Source organism: Photobacterium toruni (genome assembly GCF_024529955.1).
GTDB lineage: Bacteria > Pseudomonadota > Gammaproteobacteria > Enterobacterales > Vibrionaceae > Photobacterium > Photobacterium toruni.
The window spans coordinates 666,825-693,150 of the sequence record NZ_AP024855.1 but is presented as its reverse complement, the minus strand read 5'-3'; the positions used below and the strand labels follow the sequence as shown (position 1 = coordinate 693,150).

At 34.8% G+C, this 26,326-nt stretch carries 20 protein-coding genes; 11 read left to right on the top strand and 9 right to left on the bottom strand.

The genetic code is table 11. The features are described from left to right. Nucleotides 1-975 precede the first annotated feature (975 nt). Together OC457_RS17255 and OC457_RS17250 are read left to right on the top strand one after the other, a co-directional pair. Nucleotides 976-2,187, top strand: coding sequence for an EAL domain-containing protein (locus tag OC457_RS17255; RefSeq protein WP_080174660.1), 1,212 nt, complete (start codon nt 976-978; stop codon nt 2,185-2,187). Next, on the top strand, nt 2,188-3,471 hold the full coding sequence (locus OC457_RS17250; RefSeq protein WP_096777836.1) for a GGDEF domain-containing protein: 1,284 nt from the start codon (nt 2,188-2,190) through the stop codon (nt 3,469-3,471). 284 nt (nt 3,472-3,755) lie between these two features. Here OC457_RS17250 and OC457_RS17245 read toward each other — a convergent pair whose 3' ends face one another. Beyond that, nucleotides 3,756-4,679, bottom strand: coding sequence for a LysR family transcriptional regulator (locus OC457_RS17245; RefSeq protein ID WP_080174659.1), 924 nt, complete (start codon nt 4,677-4,679; stop codon nt 3,756-3,758). An 80-nt stretch (nt 4,680-4,759) separates the two neighbouring features. Here OC457_RS17245 and OC457_RS17240 point away from each other — a divergent pair, with 80 nt between their 5' ends. From OC457_RS17240 to OC457_RS17225, 4 genes are all read left to right on the top strand, one after another. After that, nucleotides 4,760-6,163: an efflux transporter outer membrane subunit gene (locus OC457_RS17240; protein ID WP_080174658.1), complete on the top strand. Its 1,404-nt coding sequence runs from the start codon at nt 4,760-4,762 to the stop codon at nt 6,161-6,163. Nucleotides 6,164-6,203: 40 nt separating this feature from the next. Next, nucleotides 6,204-7,352 carry an HlyD family efflux transporter periplasmic adaptor subunit gene (locus tag OC457_RS17235; protein ID WP_080174657.1) on the top strand — a complete coding sequence of 383 codons (1,149 nt, stop codon included), beginning with the start codon at nt 6,204-6,206 and terminating at the stop codon, nt 7,350-7,352. An 8-nt stretch (nt 7,353-7,360) separates the two neighbouring features. After that, nucleotides 7,361-8,848, top strand: coding sequence for a DHA2 family efflux MFS transporter permease subunit (locus OC457_RS17230; protein ID WP_080174656.1), 1,488 nt, complete (start codon nt 7,361-7,363; stop codon nt 8,846-8,848). A gap of 212 nt (nt 8,849-9,060) precedes the next feature. After that, nucleotides 9,061-10,065: a DUF6929 family protein gene (locus tag OC457_RS17225; RefSeq protein WP_080174655.1), complete on the top strand. Its 1,005-nt coding sequence runs from the start codon at nt 9,061-9,063 to the stop codon at nt 10,063-10,065. Between the two features lie 71 nt (nt 10,066-10,136). Here OC457_RS17225 and OC457_RS17220 read toward each other — a convergent pair whose 3' ends face one another. The 5 genes from OC457_RS17220 to OC457_RS17200 form a co-directional block, all read right to left on the bottom strand. After that, on the bottom strand, nt 10,137-11,123 hold the full coding sequence (locus OC457_RS17220; protein ID WP_080174654.1) for a LacI family DNA-binding transcriptional regulator: 987 nt from the start codon (nt 11,121-11,123) through the stop codon (nt 10,137-10,139). A 55-nt stretch (nt 11,124-11,178) separates the two neighbouring features. Then, nucleotides 11,179-12,489, bottom strand: a complete 1,311-nt coding sequence (locus OC457_RS17215; protein ID WP_080174653.1) for a 6-phospho-beta-glucosidase — start codon at nt 12,487-12,489, stop codon at nt 11,179-11,181. A 16-nt stretch (nt 12,490-12,505) separates the two neighbouring features. Further along, the gene (locus OC457_RS17210) at nt 12,506-12,817 is read right to left on the bottom strand and encodes a PTS lactose/cellobiose transporter subunit IIA (protein ID WP_080174652.1); all 312 of its coding nucleotides are present in this window, start codon (nt 12,815-12,817) and stop codon (nt 12,506-12,508) included. Nucleotides 12,818-12,845: 28 nt separating this feature from the next. Next, nucleotides 12,846-14,150 carry a PTS sugar transporter subunit IIC gene (locus tag OC457_RS17205; protein WP_080174651.1) on the bottom strand — a complete coding sequence of 435 codons (1,305 nt, stop codon included), beginning with the start codon at nt 14,148-14,150 and terminating at the stop codon, nt 12,846-12,848. Between the two features lie 90 nt (nt 14,151-14,240). Further along, nucleotides 14,241-14,546: a PTS sugar transporter subunit IIB gene (locus OC457_RS17200; protein WP_080174650.1), complete on the bottom strand. Its 306-nt coding sequence runs from the start codon at nt 14,544-14,546 to the stop codon at nt 14,241-14,243. Nucleotides 14,547-14,956: 410 nt separating this feature from the next. On the opposite strand from OC457_RS17200, the gene OC457_RS17195 reads away from it, so the two are divergent. Then, on the top strand, nt 14,957-15,826 hold the full coding sequence (locus tag OC457_RS17195) for a glycerol kinase (RefSeq protein ID WP_080174665.1): 870 nt from the start codon (nt 14,957-14,959) through the stop codon (nt 15,824-15,826). A 68-nt stretch (nt 15,827-15,894) separates the two neighbouring features. Here the strand turns inward: OC457_RS17195 and OC457_RS17190 are convergent, their stop codons facing one another. Further along, the gene (locus OC457_RS17190) at nt 15,895-16,212 is read right to left on the bottom strand and encodes a fumarate hydratase (RefSeq protein ID WP_080174649.1); all 318 of its coding nucleotides are present in this window, start codon (nt 16,210-16,212) and stop codon (nt 15,895-15,897) included. A gap of 293 nt (nt 16,213-16,505) precedes the next feature. Next, nucleotides 16,506-17,093, bottom strand: coding sequence for a type II secretion system protein (locus OC457_RS17185; RefSeq protein WP_080174648.1), 588 nt, complete (start codon nt 17,091-17,093; stop codon nt 16,506-16,508). 285 nt (nt 17,094-17,378) lie between these two features. On the opposite strand from OC457_RS17185, the gene dbpA reads away from it, so the two are divergent. From dbpA to ygjK, 3 genes are all read left to right on the top strand, one after another. Next, nucleotides 17,379-18,764, top strand: a complete 1,386-nt coding sequence (gene dbpA, locus OC457_RS17180; RefSeq protein WP_080174647.1) for an ATP-dependent RNA helicase DbpA — start codon at nt 17,379-17,381, stop codon at nt 18,762-18,764. Nucleotides 18,765-18,902: 138 nt separating this feature from the next. Beyond that, nucleotides 18,903-20,696: a cation:proton antiporter gene (locus tag OC457_RS17175; RefSeq protein ID WP_080174646.1), complete on the top strand. Its 1,794-nt coding sequence runs from the start codon at nt 18,903-18,905 to the stop codon at nt 20,694-20,696. 566 nt (nt 20,697-21,262) lie between these two features. Beyond that, nucleotides 21,263-23,893 carry an alpha-glucosidase gene (ygjK, locus tag OC457_RS17170; RefSeq protein WP_080174645.1) on the top strand — a complete coding sequence of 877 codons (2,631 nt, stop codon included), beginning with the start codon at nt 21,263-21,265 and terminating at the stop codon, nt 23,891-23,893. Nucleotides 23,894-24,007: 114 nt separating this feature from the next. Here ygjK and OC457_RS17165 read toward each other — a convergent pair whose 3' ends face one another. Next, nucleotides 24,008-24,415 (bottom strand): NUDIX hydrolase, encoded by a 408-nt coding sequence (locus tag OC457_RS17165; RefSeq protein WP_235866935.1) that lies wholly within the window; start codon nt 24,413-24,415, stop codon nt 24,008-24,010. 260 nt (nt 24,416-24,675) lie between these two features. Here OC457_RS17165 and eptA point away from each other — a divergent pair, with 260 nt between their 5' ends. Then, entirely contained in the window at nt 24,676-26,295 is a 1,620-nt protein-coding gene (eptA, locus tag OC457_RS17160) for a phosphoethanolamine transferase EptA (RefSeq protein ID WP_080174644.1), read from the top strand. The last annotated feature ends 31 nt before the right edge of the window (nt 26,296-26,326 follow it).

Here is a 26,326-nt window from a genome sequence, read left to right as displayed (position 1 = left end):
TTATAAATTATCTTGTAATTGTTTTATAAGATAAGAGATTATGAATTTAACCATGAAATAAATTTAAGATATAAATTATAGTTAAGATAATTATCATAATTACTTATATATTATATTGTTATTTGTTATCAAGATGAATAAACGAGAAAATAAAAATTCAAATATCATGTGATTGTAAATATTAAAGCCAGTCAATGCTTTCTACCGATTATTAACAGAAATTAAATGTAAATGAAGGGCGGGGTAAATTAATCGTATCCTTTAAGTACATACTCTCATTAATAATGAATCTTTTAAAGGAATTGAAAACGTAGTGGAAATTATGACTGATTATTTTTATCGTCATGATGAATTTTTATTTTTTATGGTGATATTTTAGATTAGTAACTAATTTAAATAGATATTTTGAGAGTTAGATTAATGCTAAGCGCGGCATAATTGAAAATTAAGATTCCATTATATGATATGTAATATTATACTCGTTGACCTAAAGAAACGTTTCTATGAACGTTAATATTCTTAAATGTAGCGATAGTCTGAAATCGCTACAAGATCATATGGCACTACTTTTCAGGATGTCGGAAAAACATATGTAAATATTTAAAATTCACACCCCAGCTGTATTTATGATTCTTACATGTTATTTATTTAACATTAAAATACAATTTTGCAACTTAATGTTTTTGCCCTAGGTGTCAAGTTATCGGGGAATTAAAACCTATTGATCTTTTGTGATAACAGCTTCTAAGTATTTTTAATTTACTTAACATAAAAATATTATGGAGTTATTTTTAATATCCTAAAAAGGAATAGAAGATTAGTAATAATTAAATGTTTACGTTATAAATTATCGAAGAAAATGGTATTTAAAAGTAATATAGAAATTAATATTTTTAATGTTCTATAATAGGAATTATTTAAATTGATATTAAATTGATTTAAATATATATATTATTAATAATTAGTGAACAATTTATGTATTTTCATTATCAACCAATTTATATAAATAACCGAATTAGTTATTTAGAAGCTTTACTAAGATTTGAAGACTCTTCTATTAATATAGAAGAGTTTGTGATGAGTCAGAAAAATAAAGTTGATTTTGATTTAATGATTTTATCAAAAGTATTATCTGAAATACAGACATCAAAGTTTGATTTTTTTTCCATAAATATATCCTTGCTGAGTTTGGAATCAGACATATTTACTTATAAATGTATTGAGCTAATAAATAAAAATAAAAAAACAATTACTCTTGAATTGACTGAATATGACAAGAGCTCTAACTTAGAACAAATACATAAAAATATTAGTCAGATTAAGGAAAAAACGAATTGTAAATTCGCACTTGATGATTTTGGTAAGGGATGTGCTAATATTGATTTATTGATTAATTTACCTATCGATATTGTTAAAATTGATCGATGTATTACTCAAAGAATAAGTGATAGTTTTTCTGGGTTTAATTTATTAAAAAATATAATATATAAATTAACAACTATTTTTAAAAAAGATATTGTTGTTGAGGGCGTTGAAAATGAGAGTGAAGTTAAATTATTAGAAAACATCAGTAATAATATAAAGTGTCAGGGGTATTTTTTTGCCAGACCAAGTTTACTTAATTTTTTTACTTTTATAGAAAATGAAAATGAAAATGAAAATTTCATAGATAAAGTTGAAATTAATGTTGATGAATCTTTTGTTATGAAGCTTGAAAAGCTTATATATCAATTAACGATTAATGAAGATTATGAGGTTATTCATAGTGATTATGAGAATATATTTTTTTATGAAAGTAAACCTCAAGAAATCAAGAATAAAGCAAGAGAATTATTGAAGAATATAGGTTCATCTAAAATGGTGTTCATGGCACCTCTTATGATGTCATCTAGCTGTGCGGTTATTATTCGAGATGTAAATGGTTATGTAGTGTATAACAATGATCTTCATATCGATATAATGAAAATGGATCTTGTAGGTATTGAACCAAGTAAACTAATATCACTATATGATTTTTATAAAAGCTGTTTAGAACTTGATAATAAACTAATCTGTAGTCAGGATTGTTTTTCTTATGAGGAGGAGTACATTGAGGAAATTAATGCTGAATATCATATTTTTAGGCAGAAGATTATAAATGATAATAATGTTTATATTATATCTTCTATTTATAGAGGTGTTAATTAAATGCTGAATAATAAAATAAAAACAGTTAGTGGCATATTAATACTATCATTAATTACTTCTTTGTTTAATTTGCATATTAATAAAGAAAAATTAAAAAATGAAATGGAAAATTTATTTAGATATTTAGGTGATAGTATTTATAGATATCAAATTAGTGTTATAAATACAGATGAAAAAGATCATCGTTACATTGTAAAGAATAAAAATTTATTGCTTACACCGAATGAATCTAATAATATTAAATTATTATCAGAAAATATTAAAGAGCTTATCAAAGTTAGCCATGAAAATACTATTATTGGTAATAATTTATGGACAGTAGCTAATATATTTCCTGGTTATATGTATATATATCCTTATAAAAAAGGATATAAAGAATTAATGGATAAAATTCAAGAAAAGAATAGTTATTTTAATTACTTACTGGATGTCGAAAAAATTGATTCCCACTTGGGTAACGATAACCTTTCTGTGTATGAAACCATAAAAGTATATGGACCATATTTTGAGGATATAACGCAAGAAGAATTAATAACGATCTATTATCCTTTATATAATAATAAGATTGTTGAATCTATATTGTTACTAGACATAAAATATGATTTTTTACATGAATATGTTATGAACTATAGCTATAGTAATATGACAGCATTGAAATTATCATCTGACGTAGGTATAAGTGAATTAATTTTTAATATAATAGCAAAACAAAATAATAAAGATACAGTTAATATTCCAATAAATGTTGATTATAAATTACTAGTGTTATTATATATATTGTGTTTTGTTTTATATTCAATTGTTTTTTTAATTTTTCATTTATTTACGAGAAATAAAAAGGATAATCTAACCGGTTTTTATAGGAAAGATTTCTTTAAAAAGACAAGAAAAACAGATTGCATCGTTGTTATTGATATAGACTTTTTTAAACAAGTTAATGATAACCATGGCCATGCTATTGGTGATTTAGTAATAAGCGAAGTTTCTAGAAGAATACGAGGTTTGATTAGAAAAACAGATATACCAATTCGTTGGGGGGGGGAGGAATTTGTTATTTTATTTGATGGATTATTATATGAAAATAATTTAGCAACTAAACTTAATGATTTGTTAAATATAGTTAGTAATGAAAAAATAGAAAATTTGGATATAACAATTTCTATTGGTGCTTTTATAACATCAAAAAAAATAAATTTATCTGAAGCTTTTAATTATGCAGATAAAGCACTTTACGAATCTAAAAATACAGGACGAAATAAGTATACAATATCTGAATATCAATAAGTGTAGAGACGATAAAGCGTTATAATCAGATTTTATGAAATACTAAATTATAGATAAAAACAAATAGGCATGAAACAGAAAGTTTTCACTTTAATTAGCTGTTGTTATTCTGATTATTAGTGATTTTAGCTGTAGTAGTGCTTTAAAAATTCATAAAATTATAAAATAAAGCTAATGATAAAGAGAGTTATAGTGGTAAATATTGCTTTATTTTGTAGGTCGTCCTGTATGACTTTTTATTGATAGACGACCTAATCACGGTTTATTTTAAATGTAGGATCATGTTAGTTATCTTTTTTCCGTCGCTGAATCTCATCTTGAAAGCGTGAGATTGTAAAATCAATAAATGCGCGTAGTCGTCGAGGCATTAAATCACGTTCTGGATAAATAAAGCTTACAGGTATCGGGACTTGTGACGCATAAAGGCTTGGTAATATATGGATAAGTCGTCCTTCCTCAATAAGATTTCGGCATAGAAACTCAGGAATATAGGTAATACCAAACCCATCTAAACAGATATCTAATGCTGCACTTAATGTATTAACCTTAAAGCGGTAGGGAAGCCCTTCAAGGACGTTTTTATTACCCGTTCGTATATTACTGCTCATACGAATTTGGTGATGAGGTGCTTTTAAATCAGCTAAATTTTGCGGTAAGCCATATTGCTCTATGTATTGGGGACTTGCTACCAATACCCGTGTTGAATAATGAAATGTTCTGACGATCAGTGATGAATCTTCAATTTCTCCAACTTGTATCATAACGTCATAGCCTTCTTTAATAAGATCAACTTTACGATTTGATAATTCAATATGCATTTTCAAGTTAGGGTGCAGCATCATAAATGCTTTTACACAATCACCAATAAATCCTTTTCCTACTTCGACAGGCATTACCATTTTTAATGTGCCACAAATTAAATCATGGCTGGCAGTGACTTCAAGTTCAGACTGTTCTAATACTTCTAGAATATGTGAACAAGAACGATAAAAAGTATCGCCTTCTGCTGTTAATACTAATTGGCGGGTTGAGCGGGTTAATAATCGAATCCCTAAATAGCGTTCTAATTCTGCAATTTTTCGACTAACTGTTGATTTTGTTAATTCTAATTCAGCTGCCGCTTGCGTAAAGCTTTGTCGCTCAACGACGCGAGTGAATATTGCGATAGTATTTAAATCGAAGCCAATTTTATTGTTTTTTGTCTGCAACAGTCTTTTCCTTTGTGAAGTATATAACAACAATTAATTCCACTTTATACTTTATACCATAATGTAATTTAGGACAGAAAATGAAAGCTTCTTATACCACTCGTATTGCATCTTCTTTAGTCGCAGTCTTGCTACTATCTGCATGTAGTATGGTGCCACCTTCTCAGCCACAACACCATTCGTTGCTTACGGCACAGCAACTACAATTGTATAAACATGATCTTATAAATATAAAAACAGATTGGTGGACTCAATTTGATGATCAACAATTAAATCAATTAATGGCGTTAGGGTTAACAAATAACTTAACTTTACAACAAGCTCAACAGCGGATTGAACTTGCTAGCCAACAAGTCACTTTAGCTCAAGCAGGTGATAAGCCTAAACTAGATTTAAACATAAGTGGAGGTGCTATCGGTGCTAATTTACAATCTTTAGCACCGAATAATGCTAACTATTCAGCAATGGGAATGTTGCTGCCTTCTTTTTCTTACCAATTTGATTTTTGGGGTAAAAATAAGGCAATCATTGCTGCTGCGACGAGTCAAAAGCTATCATTAGAAGCGCAAGCGGTACAAGCAAAATTACTGTTGTCAGCGGCGATTAGCAGTAGCTACTTTACCTTACAAAATAATTATCGTTTAGAGCGAGATATTCAGCTTTTATTGCGAGAAACTAAAAAACAACAATCTGTTATTGCTGATCAAATTCATCGAGGTTTAGCAAGTAAAGCTGAATTATTTCAACAACAGGGGGATATTGATAAGTTATCAGCGCAGCTTTCAATGACTATCACACAGCAGCAATTGGCAAAAAATCAATTAGCATTATATTTAGCTAAAACACCTGCGCAATTAGGAACGCTATTAACCCCTAATGCTCATCCAATAAATCAATTAAATACGATCACGACGATCCCAATGAATTTACTTGGTCGTCGTGCGGATATTATTGCGAATAAATGGCTTGTTGAAGCAAATCAGCAAGGAATAAAGCAAGCAAAAGCTGCTTATTACCCTAATATGAATTTGATGGTAATGGGGGTTTTTCAAAAACTCTCTTCGATGAACCCTGCCGATCTGTTTTTGGGGGGAGCAACCATTGCTGCGACGTTACCGCTTTATGATGGTGGCGTTCGTGATGCTAATTATGCTTTAGCAAATATTCATTATGATCAAGCAGTAACTATTTATAATCAATCTGTTCTTACCGCCGTAAAACAAGCTTCTGATGCAATTGTTAATTTACAAGAAGCACTTCAGCAACAAGCCTTAGCTTCAGCATCTACAGCGCAATATCAGCAAGCTTATATGATTTTTAAGCACCGCTATCAACGTGGATTAGCCAGCTTTTCAGATATGAATAATGCACAAATAAAATGGCATCAACAGGTTATTCAAACCACGAATGCTGATAATGCAACTTTGCAGAATCAATTACAGCTAATTGTTGCCCTTGGTGGCGGTTATCACAGCCAGAAATAAACAGTTACTCCTTAGCACCATAAATAATATGAGCCCCAAAATGACAAATCAGCCTCTTAATTCTACTTCTCAAAAAAAGCGTAACACTATTTTAGGTGTTTTTATCGTCATCGTTATCGCCGTGGCTGTGACTATTTATTTGTTGATGCCGACCACATCACAAACTACTGATGATGCGTATGTTGCGGGTCAGAGAATAATGATCACCGCACAAGAATCAGGCATGGTTAATGCCATCAATGTTGATGATACACAACGCGTTAAGCAGGGTACACCGTTAGTGGTATTGAATCATAATCCATTGTTATTAAAGCAACAACAAGCTGAAGCTAATCTTAAAAATACGCTGCGTGATGTTCAAAGTAAGTATGTGAAAATGGCGCAGTTAAAAGCACAAATTGCAGCTGAAAAAGTAATGTTAGCGCAAGCAAAGCAAGATTATAAGCGTCGAATTGGTGGTGATAAAGATGGCTCCGTTCTAGCTGAAGTATTATCACATTCAAAAAATGCAGTCATGATTAAAGAGCAAAACTTAATTGCATTAAATAAGCAATTACAAGCGCTACAAACATTATTACCTCAAGAAAATATTTTAGATAATCCACAAGTTCAAATGGCGATTGCGCAATTACGTCATGTTTATCTTGATCAACAAAATGCCACTATTTTTGCCCCTAAAGGTGGCATGGTTATTAATCGTAGTGTGCAGGTTGGTCAACAAATTCAAGCTGGACAACCTTTAATGACTATTGTGCCATTAGATAATGTGTGGGTTGAAGCTAACTTTAAAGAAACCCAGTTACATAATATGCATGAAGGACAACCCGTTACTATTAAATCTGATCTATATGGTGACAAATATACATACACTGGCGTTGTAGCGGGAATTGGTGCGGGTACGGGCAGTGCGTTTTCTGCTATTCCTGCACAAAATGCAACAGGTAACTGGATTAAAATTATTCAACGTGTACCTGTACGTATCTACATTGATTCACAACAAATAAAACAACATCCATTACGCATTGGTATGTCAATGACGGTAACGGTTGATACTAAAGCGATAGTTAATAAGCCGTTTAATTACGCGGTATTTACAGCAAATGAAAGTGCCGAGAAAACAACCAATAAACGATTACAGCTTGTTGATAAAAAAGTAGCCGTATTTGTTAACGATCTCATCAAGGATTAGGTGATGCAATGAATGAATCTGCATCACTAAAAGGTGTCAAGTTGTTGTTGATTACCTTAGCAACGTCCATGGCAACATTCATGATGATCTTAGATACCTCGATAGCCAATGTCGCGATTCCAACAATCGCTGGTAATCTTGGCGTTTCAACTGATCAAGGTACGTGGGTGATCACTGCATTTGGTGCTGCAAATGCGATATCAATGCCAATGACGGGATTTTTAAGTCGTCGTTTCGGTGAGGTAAAGCTATTTATTTTTGCCACTATCGGGTTTGTTATTGCATCAATGCTATGTGGTATGTCGAGCAGTATTGAAATGCTGATCTTCTTTCGTGTTGTACAAGGGGCTGTTTCTGGCTCTATTGCACCTCTATCACAAAGTATTTTACTGCGAAATTTTCCGAGAGAAAAACACGGTTTAGCAATGTCATTATGGTCAATGACTGTTGTGGTTGCTCCTATTATGGGACCAATTTTAGGTGGTGTACTGACTGACAACTATTCATGGTCATGGATATTTTTTATTAATGCTCCGATCGGTATTATTGCCAGTGCATTAGTGTTCTTTTTACTTAAAGGCAAAGAGACAAAAACGCAGCGTGAAAGCGTCGATTATATGGGGATTGGACTCTTAGTTGTTGCGGCTGGTAGTCTGCAAATGATGCTTGATTTGGGTAAAGATCATGATTGGTTTCAATCTAACTTAATTCTAGGATTAATGTTTATTGCCGTACTTTCTTGGGGCTGTATGATCATTTGGGAATGGTACCATGATAATCCAATCGTAAATTTCCGCTTTTTTACGAAACGAAATTTTACGATAGCTGTGATTGTTATGAGTTTAGGGTATATGGTTTACTTTGGCTCAACGGTATTACTTCCTTTATGGCTACAAGGTGTAATGGGATATACCGCGTCTTGGTCTGGTTACGCTACCGCTCCTGTGGGTATTTTAGCGGTTGTGAGTGCGCCTATTATTGGTAAATTAGTCCAAAAAATAGATATTCGATATATTTTAACCTATGCATTTTTGATCTTTTCTGTGGTGGGTTTTTGGCGAAGTACTTATAGTTTAGCGGCTCCGTTTGATTATATTATGATGCCACAATTAATTCAGGGGGCCGCAACATTAGCTTTTTTTGTTCCTCTTCAAAATTTAATTGTTAATAGTGTAAAACCAAATCAAATAGCCAATGCAGTTGCATTATCGACATTCTTTCGTACGCTATTTGGCAGTTTTTCATCGTCAATTGTTACCACTATGTGGGATCAAAGAATGGAGTTTCACCATTCACGTATTGCTGAAGGATTTACTGAGGCTAATCAACAAGTCAGCCAGTTTATTCATTCAATGGGGAATAACCTTGATGCGGTGAATAATATTATTACTCGTCAATCCTATATGATGTCGACGGTCGACTTATTTTGGTTATCGGGAATATTATGTCTATTACTGATCCCGTTAGTATGGCTGGCAAAACCCGTAACAAGATGATTATTTAATGTAATAACTAAAAAATAATCCTCATGTTTAAAGAGTAACTACTATTGATAGTTACTCTTTTTATTTGGGTGATTATTTTTTATGATAAGTCGCATTAGATATTTATAGTGCGTTTTATAAAATGTATGTTTGCATATCTTCTTTTTTTTGATTTATAAGCGTAATATTTTTTACTCTTAAATATCTTAATGTGTAAATACTCAATGAATATCAAAAAAATAGCAAAAATTAGTATTCTTAGTGCGCTAACATTAGTTGTAACTGGTTGTTCACCCGCGTCTGATTCATCACATTCATTTACCTTTGATATCGCGAATTCAACCATTAATCATAATCTTTCTTCAGGCTCAGGCATGGTTGTGAATGATGGCAAATTAATGGTAGTTGGCGATGATTCGCCATGGTTATTTAGTGTAAATAACGATTTTAAAATTAACGCAAAAACATTAATTGACCAATTTCCGGTTAATAAACAAAATCGTATCAATCACAAAATAAAGCCTGATTTTGAATCAATGACAATGGTTAATTACCTGAATAAGCCTTATTACTTAGTGATGGGTTCTGGTAGTAAAGCGGTATTACGTGAGCAAGCTTATTTAATGCCTGTCAATGGTGGTGAAAATCAAAAACTGTCATTGTCTAACTTATATGCTCAACTTCATAAAGCGGCAAACTTTACTCAACAAGAAAAAATTAATATTGAAGGTATTGCCAATACTGGTAATGAAATCTTCATTTTTAATCGCGGTAATGAAGGTAAAAATGCCATTTTCACTATTAATGAAAAAGAATTAATGGATTATTTAGAAGGTAAAGCACAAACATTGCCTTCTTTAAAAGTATATCAAGTTCAATTACCTAAAATTAATGGTGTTCAAGCTTGCTTCTCTGGTGCCGATTATTGGAAAGATACCAATAGTATGCTCTTTACTGCATCGGTTGAAGGTAATAATCAAAGTAGTATTAATGATGGGGCTATTCAAGGAAGTTTCATTGGTGTATTGCCACTGAAAGTTTTAGCAAATAAATCAACCCTTGATTTAACAGCATATAGCCAAGAAATAAAAAATAACGGAAAAGCCGTTATAACTAAAGCTGAATCAATTGCTATTGAAAACCAAACCAATAAACAAGCTAATGGTTACATTGTTAGTGACAATGATAATGGCACCAGCCAATTCTTTACTTTTACCATTGATAAGTAATTTGATTAGAGATTAAATAAAAAAGCAGTAATAGCCTCTTGTTACTGCTTTTTATTTAACAGGTTGCAGGGTTATTGCGTTAATAAAGAAAGACATTTCACCGAACCTCGATCAATAATTATCGGTTTTAAATCTTCATATACAGAGGTCTGATCGATCAATAGTCTTGTGGCTCTTGTTGCCATTTCTGCAATAGGGAAATGAATGCTGGTTAATTTGGGTGATACAAAGGCTGCTCGTTCGCCACTGTCATAGCAAATTAATGAAATATCATCAGGAATGCGTAACCCATATTCAGATATCGCCAATAATGCCCCCAACGCCATTTCTTCGTTACAACAATAAATAGCACTTGGCCGTAGAGACTGTTGAAGTAATTGATTGCACGCTTCATAGCCACTAGGTAAATCATATTGACCTGAAATACAGGCGATAGGTGTTAATTTTGCAGCAATAATTGTATCGATAAACCCTTGATAACGTAATCGACTTGAAGCGCGGGTTTGAGGACCACTAATACAGGCAATATGGCGATGACCATGTTCAATTAAAAATTGGGCAACAAGTATGCTTGCTAAATGATGATCAAAGCTAATACAGCGAGATTCTAATCCAACGATGTTGCGATCTAATAAAATAAAGGCATATGTTTTAGATAAATCGATAAGTTGCTGATCGGTAATACAGCGCACATGCAATATTAAGCCATCACAACGCATGTTATATAACTTATTGATTGCATTTAACTCATTCGCTGCGGTTCCTCCCCCTTGCGTGACAAGTAATTGTTTATGGCTTTTATCGGCTTCTGTTTGGACATTATTCATTAACATGCCAAAGAAACCACCAAGGTAAGATGTGGTTACTAAGCCTAATGTTTGGCTTTGACTTGAAGCTAACGCGCGAGCAGCAGGATTGGGGCTGTAACCTAGATCAATAATGGCTTGTTCGATACGTTGGCGGGTGGCGAGTTTTACGTTACTGTCTCCATTAACCACACGAGAGACCGTTGCGCGAGAAACACCAGCATGAGCTGCAACATTTTCTAATGTAACCATAAATTATCTCTTTTAAATAGGAATGGCCTATAATAAGCCATTCCTGTACATATCGTTAGTGAGAAAATTGAGGTAGGTACTGGGCATTAATGCGAAGTATATCGTCTAAGATTGGTTGTGCTAATTGTGCATCGCCGATCAAAGGGTTGGTGACTAATGCTAATAATGCCGCTTCTTTGTTACCGTGGACGGCAGCTTCAATGGTTAACCGTTCAAACGCTTTTATTTGTTGAGTTAAGCCATGCATTGAATCAGGTAAATGTCCAAATGCTAAGGGATGAGCACCTTGGCTATCGATAATACAATCTGTTTCGATGGCGGCGTCATCAGGTAAACCGATAATTGTGCCATTATTGGTGGTATTGACCACTAACCGTGTGCCTAAATTATTATGGATGGCACATACAAGCTCAATCGCTACTTCTGAATAAAATGAACCACCACGGAAGCTCAGCTGCTCTGGTTTATGGTCAAGTTTCGGATCTTGATATAATTCAAACAGTTCATGTTCGACTTTCATTACCTGTTCGGCTCGTGTTCCTTCATTCGCCGCTTGTTTTATTTCATCTTGTAACATTGTTTGTGTTTGATAAAAATAGCGATGATAAGGACATGGAATCGCCCCTAATGCGCGTAAAAACGCAGGTGACCAAGGCTCTTCTTTAATATTATTCATGGTAAGTGCTGCACCATCACAAAGCATTTCAATCACTTTGTTGGTGACATTCTCACCTTTTAATATTACTTCATGCGCCCATACCATATGGTTAAGACCCGCAAAACGTAGCTGTACATCGTTGTAATCAGCCTTAAGCATAGTCGCAATCATATGGTGCATAGTGACGGGAACATTACACAATCCGATAATTTTGGCATTGCTATAACGAGAAACTGCTTCGGTAACAATACCGGCTGGATTGGTGAAATTGATGATCCATGCATTTGGCGCTAATTGCTCAACTTTTTTAGCAATATCAAGCATAACCGGAATAGTACGTAATGCTTTAGCAAAGCCGCCGACGCCTGTTGTCTCTTGACCAAGTAATCCATATTTAAGCCCTAAACGTTCATCAGCTGCACGTGCGGGTAGTTGACCGACTCTAAATTGGGTTAGAACATAATCAGCGCCTTTGATAGCTTCGTCTGGGGAAAAATGCACGCTGACAATTACATGTGATAATCCGTTATGATCTAGCATTCGACGTGTTAATGCGGCAATGATCTCTACTTTATTGTGGCCTTTTTCAACATCAACTAATGCGATTTCATGTAAAGGAATTTGCTCCCAACGTTGAATAATACCTTCAATAAGTTCAGGTGAATAACTGCTGCCGCCACCAATAATCGCAATTTTTGCTGTGTTCATGTTGTGATTCCTTATCTTATAAAGTTGAAGTACGACGGAACAATTCAATAAAATCTTGTGCTAAGTCTTGGATCACCATGGCATTCATTAAATGATCTTGAGCATGAACGACGATTAATGTCACTTTCAGCTTGCCTTCACCTTCATCAATACCAATTAAATTTGTTTGGATTTTATGGGCTTGATTAATTGCTACTTTTGCTTCGTCTAATAAATTTTGTGCTTGTTTAAAATCATTTTTTCTTGCGGCTTGAATGGCCATTAATGATGCACTTCGAGCACTGCCCGCAGTGACTAATAATTCCATAATAGTTTGTTCGATATCCATGATATTTCCTTAAATTACAATCTAATACTTAGGCATTAGTGGTTGCGGGAGTGGTGTCGATTTCTTGATCGACTAATTGTTTTTCATAGGCTTTGAAGAATGGATACCAAATCACGGTATCAATCACCATCAGTACAACCACTAAGATAAACGCGCGGTAATCCCAAGCAGCTGAAATCATTGCGCCAATAGGAGCAGGCGTTGTCCATGGTGCCATGGCAATCATTTTTTGAACGAGATTTAAATGCAGAGCAAAATAAGCCAAAGTTGCATTGATCATCGGAACAATAATTAATGGGAAGAAAAGTAATGGGTTCATTACTACTGGGGAACCAAAAATTAGCGGTTCATTGATATTAAAGATGGCAGGGATAACACTAAGTTTACCAATGGTACGTAAATGGATGGAGCGGCTACGAAGATAAAGGAATGCTAAAACTAATGTTGAACCAGACCCGCCAACACAAATATAAAATGACCAATAAGGGGCGGTTAGTATTTGTGTAGTGTCCATGCCTTTTGACATTAAAGCAGCGTTAGTCGCAAGGTTTGCCATAAAAATAGGGTTAAGAAGGCCAGTTACAATATTGTCACCGTGAATCCCTGCAAACCATAATAAGTTAGCAATTAATAAGGCGATTAAGATAGCCGGTAGGGTGTCACCGAGGGCGACTAACGGTTGGAAAAGTTGCATGATTGCCGCTGGAAGTAATAACCCATATTGGCTTTGTAAGAATAAGCTAATAGGGTACACCGTGATCATAATACCAATAACGGGATACAATAATTCAAATGAACGTGCAATCGCTGGTGGTACTTGCTCTGGCATTTTGATAGTGATGTTGTATTTTTTTAATAAATGAATTAGCTCAACAGACCATAATGCACAAATTATGGCAGTAAATACCCCTTCACCACCAAGAAAGTCCATCGACATTTTATTTTGGATTTGTGGTGCGGCAGCCAGTAAAAAAGCGGTTAACGATAACATCGCTGCAGTTAAGCCATCGAGCTTATAAGATTTAGCTAAGCTATATGCGGTCCCTAAACTGACAAAAATGCCCATGAGCCCCATTGTCATGAAATAGGGCATAGTAATTATGTCCCAATTACTTTTTGCGAAATGGAGCCACCATTGACCAAAAGATGATTGAGTATCAGCATCAAAAGGTGGGTTAGCAACAATTAACATAATGCTGCCAATAATTAAAAATGGCATGGCTGAAATAAAACCATCACGAATGGCTATAATATGACGTTGGCCGCCAATTTTAGCTGCAATGGGTGCTATTTTATTTTCAACGATATTCATCATCGAGGCATAAAGGCCCATAGTGAACTCCTTTCAATAATAAATCCGGTAAGCACGGGATTAACCGTGCTGTATTAATATTAAAATTATAAAAATAAACAAGAAGGGTAATTAGCCAATTAACGCTAATGCAGTTTCAAGTACTTTATCACCACGCATGGTGCCGTAATCCATCATATTAATAACTGCAACGGGCTTATTCAATGGTGTAGCAAGTTCAGTAATTCGTGCTAGTTCATATTTAACTTGAGGGCCAAGTAATACCACGTCATATTGTGGTAAATGATCTTCAATATCAGAGATAGAAATCGCATTAATCATTGTTTCTAATGCTTGTTCATCTGCGGCTTGTTGCATTTTTTTAACTAACATGCTGGTTGACATTCCAGCTGCACAACAAAGTAAAATCTTTTTCATTTCAATACCTTTATATTTTTTGGTTGGTTATGAGAGCGCTCTCATTTGCGGTAACAATAAGGTTTATAAGGAATACTTTATGTGAGTAAAATCACTATTTTATAAATAAATGTCTTTTACGTATTTATTTGTGTGATTAATGTTTGATTTTAATGGTAATAAGATTAACTTGTTACATTTGAGATTTTATTGTCATTAGTTTGAGTTGATAATTATATTATTTAAAATAATGGGAGTCTCAATTTCACTAAAAATGAGTTGTATGTGGAATTACATCGCTTCATATTTTTGATACGTATCTAACTTTATAATGAATGAATATTGAAAGTAATCTAAGTGTGTTTTTTTACTTATAACGTTCTGTAACTAAAGTTAATATTATTCTAATTTTGAGCATGGTGATGAATATGATGATATCTAAAATATCGACATCGAAGTTGGCGAAAGCAAGAGGTCTTGTCGCTAAAAGTTTATTTAATGAGTTAGCCGATGCAGGTTATATAACGTATGAGAATAAGGAATGGTTGTTAACTGACATAGGTAAAAAAGCACAAGGTGAGTATAAGCAATCAGCTCAGTTTGGACAGTATATTGTTTGGCCTGAAACCTTAGAGATTATTACCACGCCATCGTTTGAGGGTAAAAAATTATCAGCAACTCAAATCAGTAGCCATTTTAAATTATCATCACAGAAGATAAACCAAATACTTGATGAGCTTGGTTGGATCAATAAAGCGGTTAAAGGTTGGAAAGTCAGTCAATCTGGTTCTCGATTAGGTGGCATTCAAAAAGAAGATTCACGAACAGGTATTCCCTATGTTGTATGGGATGAAACAGTATTAACAAATAGTAGCTTACAACATTCCGTTAATGAATTTACAGGGGCTAATGCTGAAGTTAAAAGTACTGATAATTCAGTATCAAATTTTAGACAGAAATTTGAAGCTAAACATCGCTCTGCAGATGGTCATTATGTACGGTCTAAGGCTGAAATGTTGATTGATAATTGGCTTTATATGGCGGGTATTGTGCATGCTTATGAGCGTAAATTACCGATTGAAGAAGATTTATATTGTGATTTTTACCTTCCAACTGGCAAGGTATATATTGAATTTTGGGGATTAGAAGATGATCCTAAATATGCTCATCGTAAGAAAATAAAGCAAGATCTGTATGCAAAATATGGATTTCATCTTATTGAATTAAATGATCATGATGTACAGAATCTTGATGATGTATTACCTCGAATGTTATTAAAGTTTGATATAAAAGCCTATTAAGATAAAGAGTAAAAAAGCAGATTAATCACTCAGTATTATAAGGTGATTAATCTGCTATTTATTATGTATTAAGCTAAAGTTTGGCTAAGAAATAAAAACACACTCATGATCGTTGGTATTGCGCTGTATTTTGCAACTTGTTTAAGTGTAAGTTTTGTTAACCTTGGTGCGAGTAGATTAACTAAGATGCTGATATTACAAAAAATAAAAACAGCGTAGGTCTTTATATCAATGTTGTGGTCTTTGAGTAATTTTATTTGAGCAAGAATTAATATGACATTAAATGTAATACTCAGTACACGAGCTATCTGAAATTGGGGAGTATTAAATTCATTTTGTGATTTATTTTCACTTGCTTTGATGAGGTCATTTTCTGGCTGACTCATAAAGGTTAATTCCTGCTGTAAAAAGGGACAATAGCTGCTTCACTCATTTATAATATTGTGGATTATGAATGATAGTAAGCAATGGATTTTTAAGTTGATTTTATGATGATCGCACAGCAATGTAATTTGTGCAATTATCCACGCAACGAACTTAATTTGCATAAATTTTGGTTATAGAAAAGCTTTTCTGAAACTGGATTAAATTTTTAAATCTAACGTTACTCCTATACTTCAACATTTTGAGGTATAGGAAATAATTTAATAAGGGGTATTAAATGATAGTAATTAGCTTTTTAACAAGGCTTGATCGTTAATACTGGTTTATTATTTTCACCATTTGGTCTTGGATAACGGATATAACATTTATTGTTTTTTAGTTCAGCTCGTTGTTGCCCTTGAGAATCAGTATATTGTTTTACATTGTTTTTAAACGTAATAGCCAAACTTTGGTCGCCATCATTTGGTAGCCATACAGCAACGAAGTCATCATTTGGTGATATTTCATTGCTTGATATTCCACTAACTAATGTAGCTAATGTAGGTGCATAGTTACTCGGATAGCCATACTCAAAAACGCAACTTCTACTTTCTTTTGTACAACCTAGACTAGATAAATCAGCAACAACTGCTGTATTTTTATTCTCGAGAGGAAGCATATCTTCGTGGTTTACAACATAACTTGCGTTTTCTAGCCCTAATATTGTTAACTTGGCATATGTAACATCTAATGTAGACTCAATCGCTCCTTTAAGACCTTTTAATGCTGCATTTCTAGCGTCAACTTGTAAATTCATAAATTTAGGCGCAGCGACCACGGCAAGAATACCTAAAATAACAATCACAACGACAAGTTCTATTAAGGTAAATCCATTTTTTTTCATATGGGTCATCGAGTAAAAAATATAATATATGCTTAAATTGTATAATTCTGACTCAGTAAGTCAATCTGCTGACGGTATTTAATACTCAGTGTCATGATTTTGGCATATGCTTTAGTTGAATATTTTTACGGCAAAATAGCTGTATACATTGTCAGCAACGGCGTTAGCTGTTAGTGTCGGCACCCAATGTATGTGTTTCGACATACTGATTTTATTTTTAGTACATATACAGTCATGTTTCTTATTGAAAATACTGATATATGTTGACGTTTACAGGACATCATTTTGAGTCAGACGGCATTTTCTACCTTAAATCTTCATTCTGATCTATTGGGCAACTTAGACTCATTAGGTTATGAAGCTATGACACCTATTCAAGCTCAGAGTCTTCCGCTTATTATTGATGGCAAGGATGTCATTGCTCAAGGTAAAACAGGATCAGGTAAAACCGCAGCGTTTGGCTTAGGATTATTAAATAACCTTAATGTAAAACGTTTCCGTGTGCAGACATTAGTATTATGTCCAACACGTGAACTTGCTGATCAAGTTGCGAAAGAGATCCGTCGCTTAGCGCGCGCTATTCATAACATCAAAGTACTGACTCTATGTGGCGGTATGCCATTTGGACCTCAAATTGGTTCATTAGAACACGGCGCACATATTATTGTTGGTACGCCAGGACGTGTTGAAGAGCATGTACATAAAGGTTTCTTGTGCCTTGATGAGCTAAATACATTGGTGCTTGATGAAGCTGACCGTATGTTAGAAATGGGTTTTCAAGATTCATTAGATGTGATTATTGATGCTGCGCCAAGTGATCGCCAAACATTGTTATTTAGTGCGACTTACCCAGATCAAATTGCTTCTATTGCAAAGCGTATCATGAAAAACCCAGTGCAAGTAAAAGTAGAGTCTAGCCATGATGATAGCAGTATCTCACAGCACTTTTACAAAGTTAGTGGTAATGAAGATCGTTTAGATGCTGTGCGTTTATTACTGAATCAACACCGTCCTGAATCGTGTGTGATTTTCTGTAATACTAAGCGTGAAGCACAAGAAATGTCTGATGATTTAGAAGACTTTGGCTTCAGTTCTATTGCATTGCATGGTGACTTAGAGCAACGTGAGCGCGATCGTACACTAGTATTGTTCTCTAACAAGAGTAAATCAATTTTAGTTGCAACCGATGTTGCGGCTCGTGGTTTAGATATTGATAATCTTGATATGGTAATTAACTACCATTTAGCACGCGATACTGAAGTACACGTCCACCGTATTGGTCGTACAGGTCGCGCAGGCAGTAAAGGTATTGCATGTTCATTATTTAGCGATAAAGAGCATTACAAGGTTAAATTACTTGAAGATTACCTTGATCGTGATATCGAAGGTGAAGCTCTACCTGCGGGTAATTTATTGGATCAACCGACTTTCCGCCCAGAAATGATCACATTAATGATTGATGGCGGCAAGAAGCAAAAAGTACGCCCTGGTGATATCTTAGGCGCACTAACAGGTGATAAAGGTATTGCCGGTGCTTCAGTTGGTAAGATTAATGTATTTGATCATTGTGCTTATGTTGCTGTTAAACGCGACGTCGCACGAGAAGCATTACAAAAATTAGAAAAGGGTCGTATTAAAGGTCGTAATTTCCGTTCGCGTCAATTACGTTAACCGAGATATTTCTACCCGATAACCGTTATATGATGCCGATGGTTGTGCTTTTAAAAATAAAGCTGCCATCGGCTTTTTTGTCGCTGTAAAAAGGATAATACTAATAGCGGGTTTATTTTTTAAAAAGAGTATCTATTTATGCATCAAGAAATGATTGGATTGACGATTGCCGGCCTTGGTGTGCTTGGACTAGGGTGTCAATGGCTTGCATGGCGAATGAAATTACCAGCGATTTTATTATTGCTTATTGCTGGCTTATTTATTGGTCCTGTTGCTGGCATATTTAACCCAAATATTCTTTTTGGTGATTTATTGTTTCCACTGATTTCATTAGCGGTGGCTGTTATTTTATTTGAGGGTAGTTTAACTCTCAATTTTGCTGAAATAAAAACAGTACGAAAAAACGTAAAAAGTATTGTCACTATCGGTGCCATTATTACATGGGTTATTACCAGTGTTGCTACGCATTATTTATTAGATTTTAGTTGGTCATTGGCGTTCTTATTTGGCTCTATGACGGTAGTCACTGGACCTACAGTAATCGTACCTTTATTACGGACGGTAAGACCGCAAGCAAAACTCGCTAATATTTTACGCTGGGAAGGGATTTTAATTGATCCGATTGGGGCTATATTTGTCGTGATCGTGTATGAATTTATTGTCTCTAGTAGCCAAATGCACAGTCTTGAAGTCTTTGGACTAATGCTACTCGTTGGATTAGTGATTGGCGCTGTTGCGGGATGGCTTATTGCTTATGTGCTACGTAATCATTTGCTTCCAGAATACTTACAGCCATTTGCAGTGTTAGCTGTGGTGCTCGGTGTCTTTGCAGGTGCAAATGCACTTGAATCGGAAGCGGGACTGTTAGCCGTTACTGTTATGGGAATGTGGCTTGCCAATGCTAAAGATGTTGATATTCGCCACATCCTACATTTTAAAGAAAATCTAACAATATTATTAATTTCTGGCTTATTTTTAATTTTAGCATCCCGCATCCAATTAGCTGATTTTCATGCATTAGGCTGGGGAGCAATTGCATTATTTGTGGTTATCCAGTTAGTCGCAAGACCTGCGTCTATTTTTATATCGACAATGTTTAGCCATTTAGTATTTAAAGAAAAATTATTTTTAGCGTGGGTGGCTCCTCGAGGTATTGTTGCTGCGGCAATTTCTGCATTATTTGCCCTTAAATTAATCGATGACGGTGTCGCTGGTGCGCAACTTTTAGTGCCACTGACTTTTATGGTGATTATCGGTACGGTAGTGTTACAAAGTTTAACTGCTCGTCCTATTGCGCGTTTATTAGGGGTTGCAGAGCCATCACCAAAGGGCTTCTTAATTGTTGGCGCTAATGATGTTGCGCGAGAAATTGGATTAGCACTTAAAAAGTATGATTGTCGAGTGGTGATGACTGATTCTAACTGGGATTATATTCGCGCTGCGCGTATGGCGGGTTTAGAAACTTATTATGGTAATGCAGTATCTAGTCATGCTGATGAGTATTTAGATTTAATTGGTGTTGGTCATTTGTTAGCACTGACTCCAGATAAACACTTTAATGCAGTTGCTGCCAGCCATTATGAAACGGATTTTGGTCAACGGAATATCTTTCGCTTAAATGGTCGTCGGCATAATAGTGGCTTAGAAAAACACTCTGCGACTCAAGCTCATAGTGGCGCGGTACTTTTTGGTGATGATATCAGTTATAAAAAATTAGCCAGTTTAATTAACCAAGGTGGAGAAATTAAACATACTAAATTGAGTGATAACTTTACGCTTGAAGATTATTCTCAGCAGTATAAAGGCTCATCACTTATTCCATTATTTGCGGTTGATTTAAAACAAAATATTGTTCCATTTACCGTTGCTTCAACGCTAGAAGCAAAAGCGGGGTGGACGATTATAGCGTTAGTTAAAGAGACTGAACGATGATTATTGAATCATAATGTGTAATAGACTAAAGCACCTTGATGGTGCTTTTTTATTTCTTAATAATTCCCAGTGATAAACATCACACTTCTATTAAAAAATAATTATTTAATCGTTACGTTACTCATCAAAAATAGTTACAAAAGTTACATAGAGGTATTTTTTTGCGGTTATTTTATTTTTGGATAAAGGATCGCATTCCTTTTATCTATTGAACTTATTTCTTGTATCAATATCACATGAATTTTGGAATAAATAATAACCTCACGCATAATTTATAATATTATTTATAGTTGAATTTTATATTCCTTTTAAGTCTTGTTTTTATTGTGTGATATTCCTTCCTATATAGATTATTTTTGTGATAAAAATTATTTCAAAATGTTTCTGTTATTTTTTTTAGTGTTTTTTAGTAAAATAATAAACGTGATTTACCTCAATTTTAGTTATTTTTTTTACCTTTATTATCCACCGCAATTGCAGAATGCTTAGTTGTATTTTGCCCATAAAAAATAGCTGTACGAATAATTATAAGATACAGCTCATCATTAAATATCGGGGGATTTTAAATGATAAAACAATCGACGGTAGTAAAAAAAACCTTATTAGCAGTGACGGTAAGTTCGTTAATGTTTACTGCTGGGTGTAATACTGATGATAATGTAAATTCAATCAGTGAAGAGAAAGATAAACCACAAATAGCGTTGAAATTTAAAAATGTTCTTGATCGAACGGGTACACCAAAGCATTTAGCTGAAGTCAGTGTTGGCAACCATATGGCTTATACGCCATTGCATGATAGTGGTGCGTGGCATGGTCACTTGTTGCCGGATTTACAGCAACACCCTGAAAATATGGGAGGCTTTGGTGTAACGGCAATTGCTGAGGAATATAACACTTCAGTTGCAGAATATTTTGATAAGCTTTCGATTCTAAAAAATGGTCAAGCTGTTAATTTTACAGCGAAGGCATACAGTATTCCTGGTGCTTTAATTCAAACCATGGATGCTGACGGTATTCAGGTTGAAATGAAGTTACAGTTTGTTTCTTCACGGTCATCAATTGTTGAAACGATTATTACTAATACGACGGGTGAAAATTTAGAACTGGTGTGGAACGGTAAACTGGTTGATGGTTATTATGCAAAAGATGGTAAAGCTAATCCTGATTATAAGGCGACGGTAGCGGAACAATTACCTAATTTGACTCGTATAATGACATCGAATGATAGCGGTGACATTGGTATTGCCTTTGGTAAGGAACGTAAGTCATGGATGGTTCGTACTAGCGGCAGTTCTGCATTTAATATCCATCGTAATATAGCGACTACTACCCATTTTAATGGTCTTGAATACCAATCTGTCGCTGAAATTGATGCTGAACCAACACATACGTTATATACCGTATTCAGTCACACTCTAACTGCAGATGAGTGGCAACAAGAAAAAACAGTTGTTAGCGATATTCTAAAAACGCCTATACGTTATATGAATGCAACAACTGAACGTTGGGAACAATATCTTCAACATGGCTTAGTAAATAAAAATGCCACAGCTGATCAAGAACGTGTAGCTGTGAAAGCAATGGAAACATTGACTGCTAACTGGCGTAGCCCTGCTGGCTTTGTTAGTTATGATACGGTAACCCCATCGGTTACTGCGCGTTGGTTCTCTGGTAACTTAACATGGCCGTGGGACACGTGGAAACAAGCTTATGCGATGGCGCATTTTAACCCTGATTTAGCGATGAATAACATTCGTACCGTATTTGAACATCAAGTAAAAGCCGATGATGTGCTGCGTCCATACGACAAAGGTTATCTATTGGATGTGGTTGGTATGAATATGTCTAAAGAACGTGGTAATGCACTTGGTTTAATCGAAATGAATGACTCACAGTCATGGAATGAACGCAATACCAAACCATCATTAGCGTCATGGGCTGTGTGGGAAGTTTATACAACGCTAAAAGATAAATATAACCGTACTGATGATGCTCAAGCGTGGTTGGAGGAGATGTATCCTAAATTAGTTGATTACCATAATTGGTGGTTAACAGCGCGTGACACCAATAATAACGGTATTCCTGAATATGGTGCTGCTGTTGATCCTGCGCATACAACCGAAGATGGGCAATTAATTTATGAATATAAAATAGCGGCTGATCCTGAGAACTGGATCCAAGCTAAAGGTATTGCTGAATATAATAAATTATTAGAATCTTTTAATTATATTGATATTCATAGCCCTGCACAAACCGCAGCGTCATGGGAGTCTGGTCGTGATGATGCAGCAGTATTTGGCTTTATTGATACGATTGCTGATGCTCAAGGTCTAACCGATATTAATGACATTGAACTTGTTGATCAACTGGGTCGTTATGCTCATAAACAACATGGATTTGATAATGCTTATTCTGTAAATGGCGAGCAGGTGACTTATGCTAATACTACGCCAGATAATACGGCTAAATTAAACCAAGCGAAGAAAGATTGGCAAGTGAAGTTTAGCGAAAACCGTGATAAGAGTGGCCAATTAGTCGGTTACTCTCTGATGCAAGAATCTGTAGACCAAGCGTCATATTGGTACAGTGATAATAAATTCTTAGCACAAATAGCAATGGTATTAGGTTACAGTGCACAAGCTGCTGATTTTACTGCTAAGGCTGCTGAAACTAAAGATTATATCAACCAATGTATGTTTGATCGTGAAACAGGCTTTTATTACGATATTAATATCGATGCTAATCAAGCACGTTCATTAAATAATGGCTGTGCTGGTAATCCGATAGTAGCACGAGGCATGGGTGCTGAAGGGTGGTCACCGTTATTTAATGGTGCAGCTAATCAAATTACAGCTGCTGCGGTGGTTAAAAATATGATTGATCCTACGAAGTTTAATACCACTGTACCATTAGGAACCGCCGCAAAAGACAACCCAGCGTATGGTGCAGATATCTATTGGCGTGGTCGCGTGTGGGTTGATCAATTCTACTTTGGTGTTAAAGGTATGACGAATTATGGTTATACTGAACAAGCAAATGAGATGGTTAATAAGCTATTTAAAAATGCAGAAGGTTTAACTCTTGATCGGCCAATTCAAGAGAATTACAACCCTGAAACGGGGGCGGTACAAGGTGCTAATAATTTCTCTTGGAGTTCAGCGCACTTATATATGCTTTACAATGATTTTCTAAAATAAGCTAAATACGCTTTATTGTGTTAATACAGGGTACTTTTCCCCTTGTACCCTAAATTACGCCAATACATGTTAATGTATTGGCGTTTTTTAGATATGTGCTTTTTGTATTAATATTTAATCAATCAAATTTTGATTTTTTAATTGCGTTAAGATCATTAATGTTGCAGTAGAGCTGATACTTACATCATGACTGTTGATCCATCGAATTTCTTCAATTTCAGATGCAGGAAATAGAGAACCATTATATTCAGCATAGTAACAAGTCATATTTACCATTACTCCGTTCGCTTTACCATGAGCTTGGGCTTGAAAGCTACCAGCATAACATAGCGAGTTAGGAGTAAGATCAACGGATAATTCTTCTTGTATCTCACGAATTAATGCTTGGGCGTCTGTTTCCCCCGTATCACGTTTTCCCCCAGGAAGATAATAGAGTGCTTTCCCAAATGAGCGTACCGCAAGTAATTTACGTTGATGAATATGAAGCCAAGCAAGTTTATCAATCGGTTGAAGTAAATTCACAGTATTCTCCTTTACTGCTTTTAGTGTAACATTTTCCATAAATATATAAAAATGAGCTACCATTATATCAATCTATGTTTGCATTAATAATTTTAATCAAATTGTTGCGAAGGATGTCTATTAGTGGTCTTTATAGGCATAATCACCGCCCTTAATGGAATAATGATGGCCACGGTTGGCTTTATGCTTACCAGTTGCTCTAATCCATAAAGGTGCTGGTAGTTTGTGTGATCGTTATGAAATATTAGGAATACTCCATAATGAAAATTCGTTTATCTAGCATCAATTATATATTACTGGTTGCTATTTTTTTTGCTGCTATACAAAACATTGCTTTATGGAAACATCTAAGTGAATTATTTTTAAAAAGCAGTACGAATGATGTGATCTTTATTGCTACAATTCCATTGTTTATTATTGCTGCATTAAATATTATTTTTAATTTATTATTATGGCCATGGATACAGCGTCCATTGCTTTCAATTTTAATATTTATCTCAAGTTTAGCCACGTACGCCATGTATAGTTATGGCGTGTATTTTGACTATGGCATGATTGTTAATGTATTTGAGACTAATTCAGCAGAAGCAAGCAGTTATTTTTCTATGGCAGGTTTGGCATGGATAGTTATTATTGCCATTATTCCTATTTCTATTTTATGGCGAATAAATGTTGTTTATCGTCCCATTGTAAAAGAATTAATTGCCCGTAGTCTGAGTATAATTATTTCATTATTAGTGATTGTTATTATTGCTGCGGGTTACTATAAAGATTATGCCTCGTTGGTACGCAACCACTCTGAAATTAAAGCCCTTATTAATCCAACTAATTATATTTCAGCCACTTTTCGTTATGCTAAATATCAGCTTATTGAAGCTAAGATGCCATTTACTCAGTTAGGGATAGATGCCCAAGATAGTTATCAAGGAGGCAAGCATAATGTTGTGGTCATGGTTGTTGGCGAGGCTTCTCGTTCAATGAACTATTCATTAAATGGTTATGATCGTGATACAAATCCTGAGTTAGCAAAACGTAATGTGATCAGTTTTTTAAATGTAAAATCATGTGGTACGGCAACGGCAGTGTCATTGCCTTGTATGTTCTCGGTAATGACTAAAGCTAATTACAATGCGATAGCGGCTCGTCATCAAGATACCGCGGTAGATATTTTACAACGTGCAGGTATTGATGTTGATTGGAAAGACAATGATAGTGGCTGTAAAGGAGTATGCGATCGGGTTAAGCATATTGTGATTAACGCGGATAGTGATCCTAAGCTTTGTCATGACGGTACCTGTTACGATGCAGTATTATTGAAAAATCTACAGGCACAAATTGATGATGCCAAACAAGATACGTTTATTGTATTACATATTATTGGTAGTCATGGTCCAACATATAACGATCGTTATCCAGCTAAATTTAAAGTGTTCAAGCCAACCTGTAATACCAGCAATTTGCAAGAGTGTAGCCGTGAGCAGGTCACTAACACTTATGACAATACAATTTTATATACCGATCATATTTTAAGCAGTGTGATTGATATACTGAAAAACGACGATCATAACGCCAATACTGCGATGATTTATATGGCAGATCATGGTGAGTCACTGGGGGAAGATGGGGTGTATTTACATGGTCTTCCTTATTCTATTGCACCAAAAGAACAAACAACAGTGCCGCTAATATTATGGTTATCGCCTGCTTATCAGCAAAGTCAACATATAAACCGCCAATGTTTACAGCGTGAAGCGGCTGCTGGTGGCTATTCGCAAGATAATTTATTCCATTCTTTATTAGGCATGATGGACGTTAAAACCACCGTTTACGATCCTAAGTTAGACATATTTTCCCAGTGTCGCAATAATATTATTGAGTGATATATAAAATAAAAAGAGGGCAGAAGTCCTC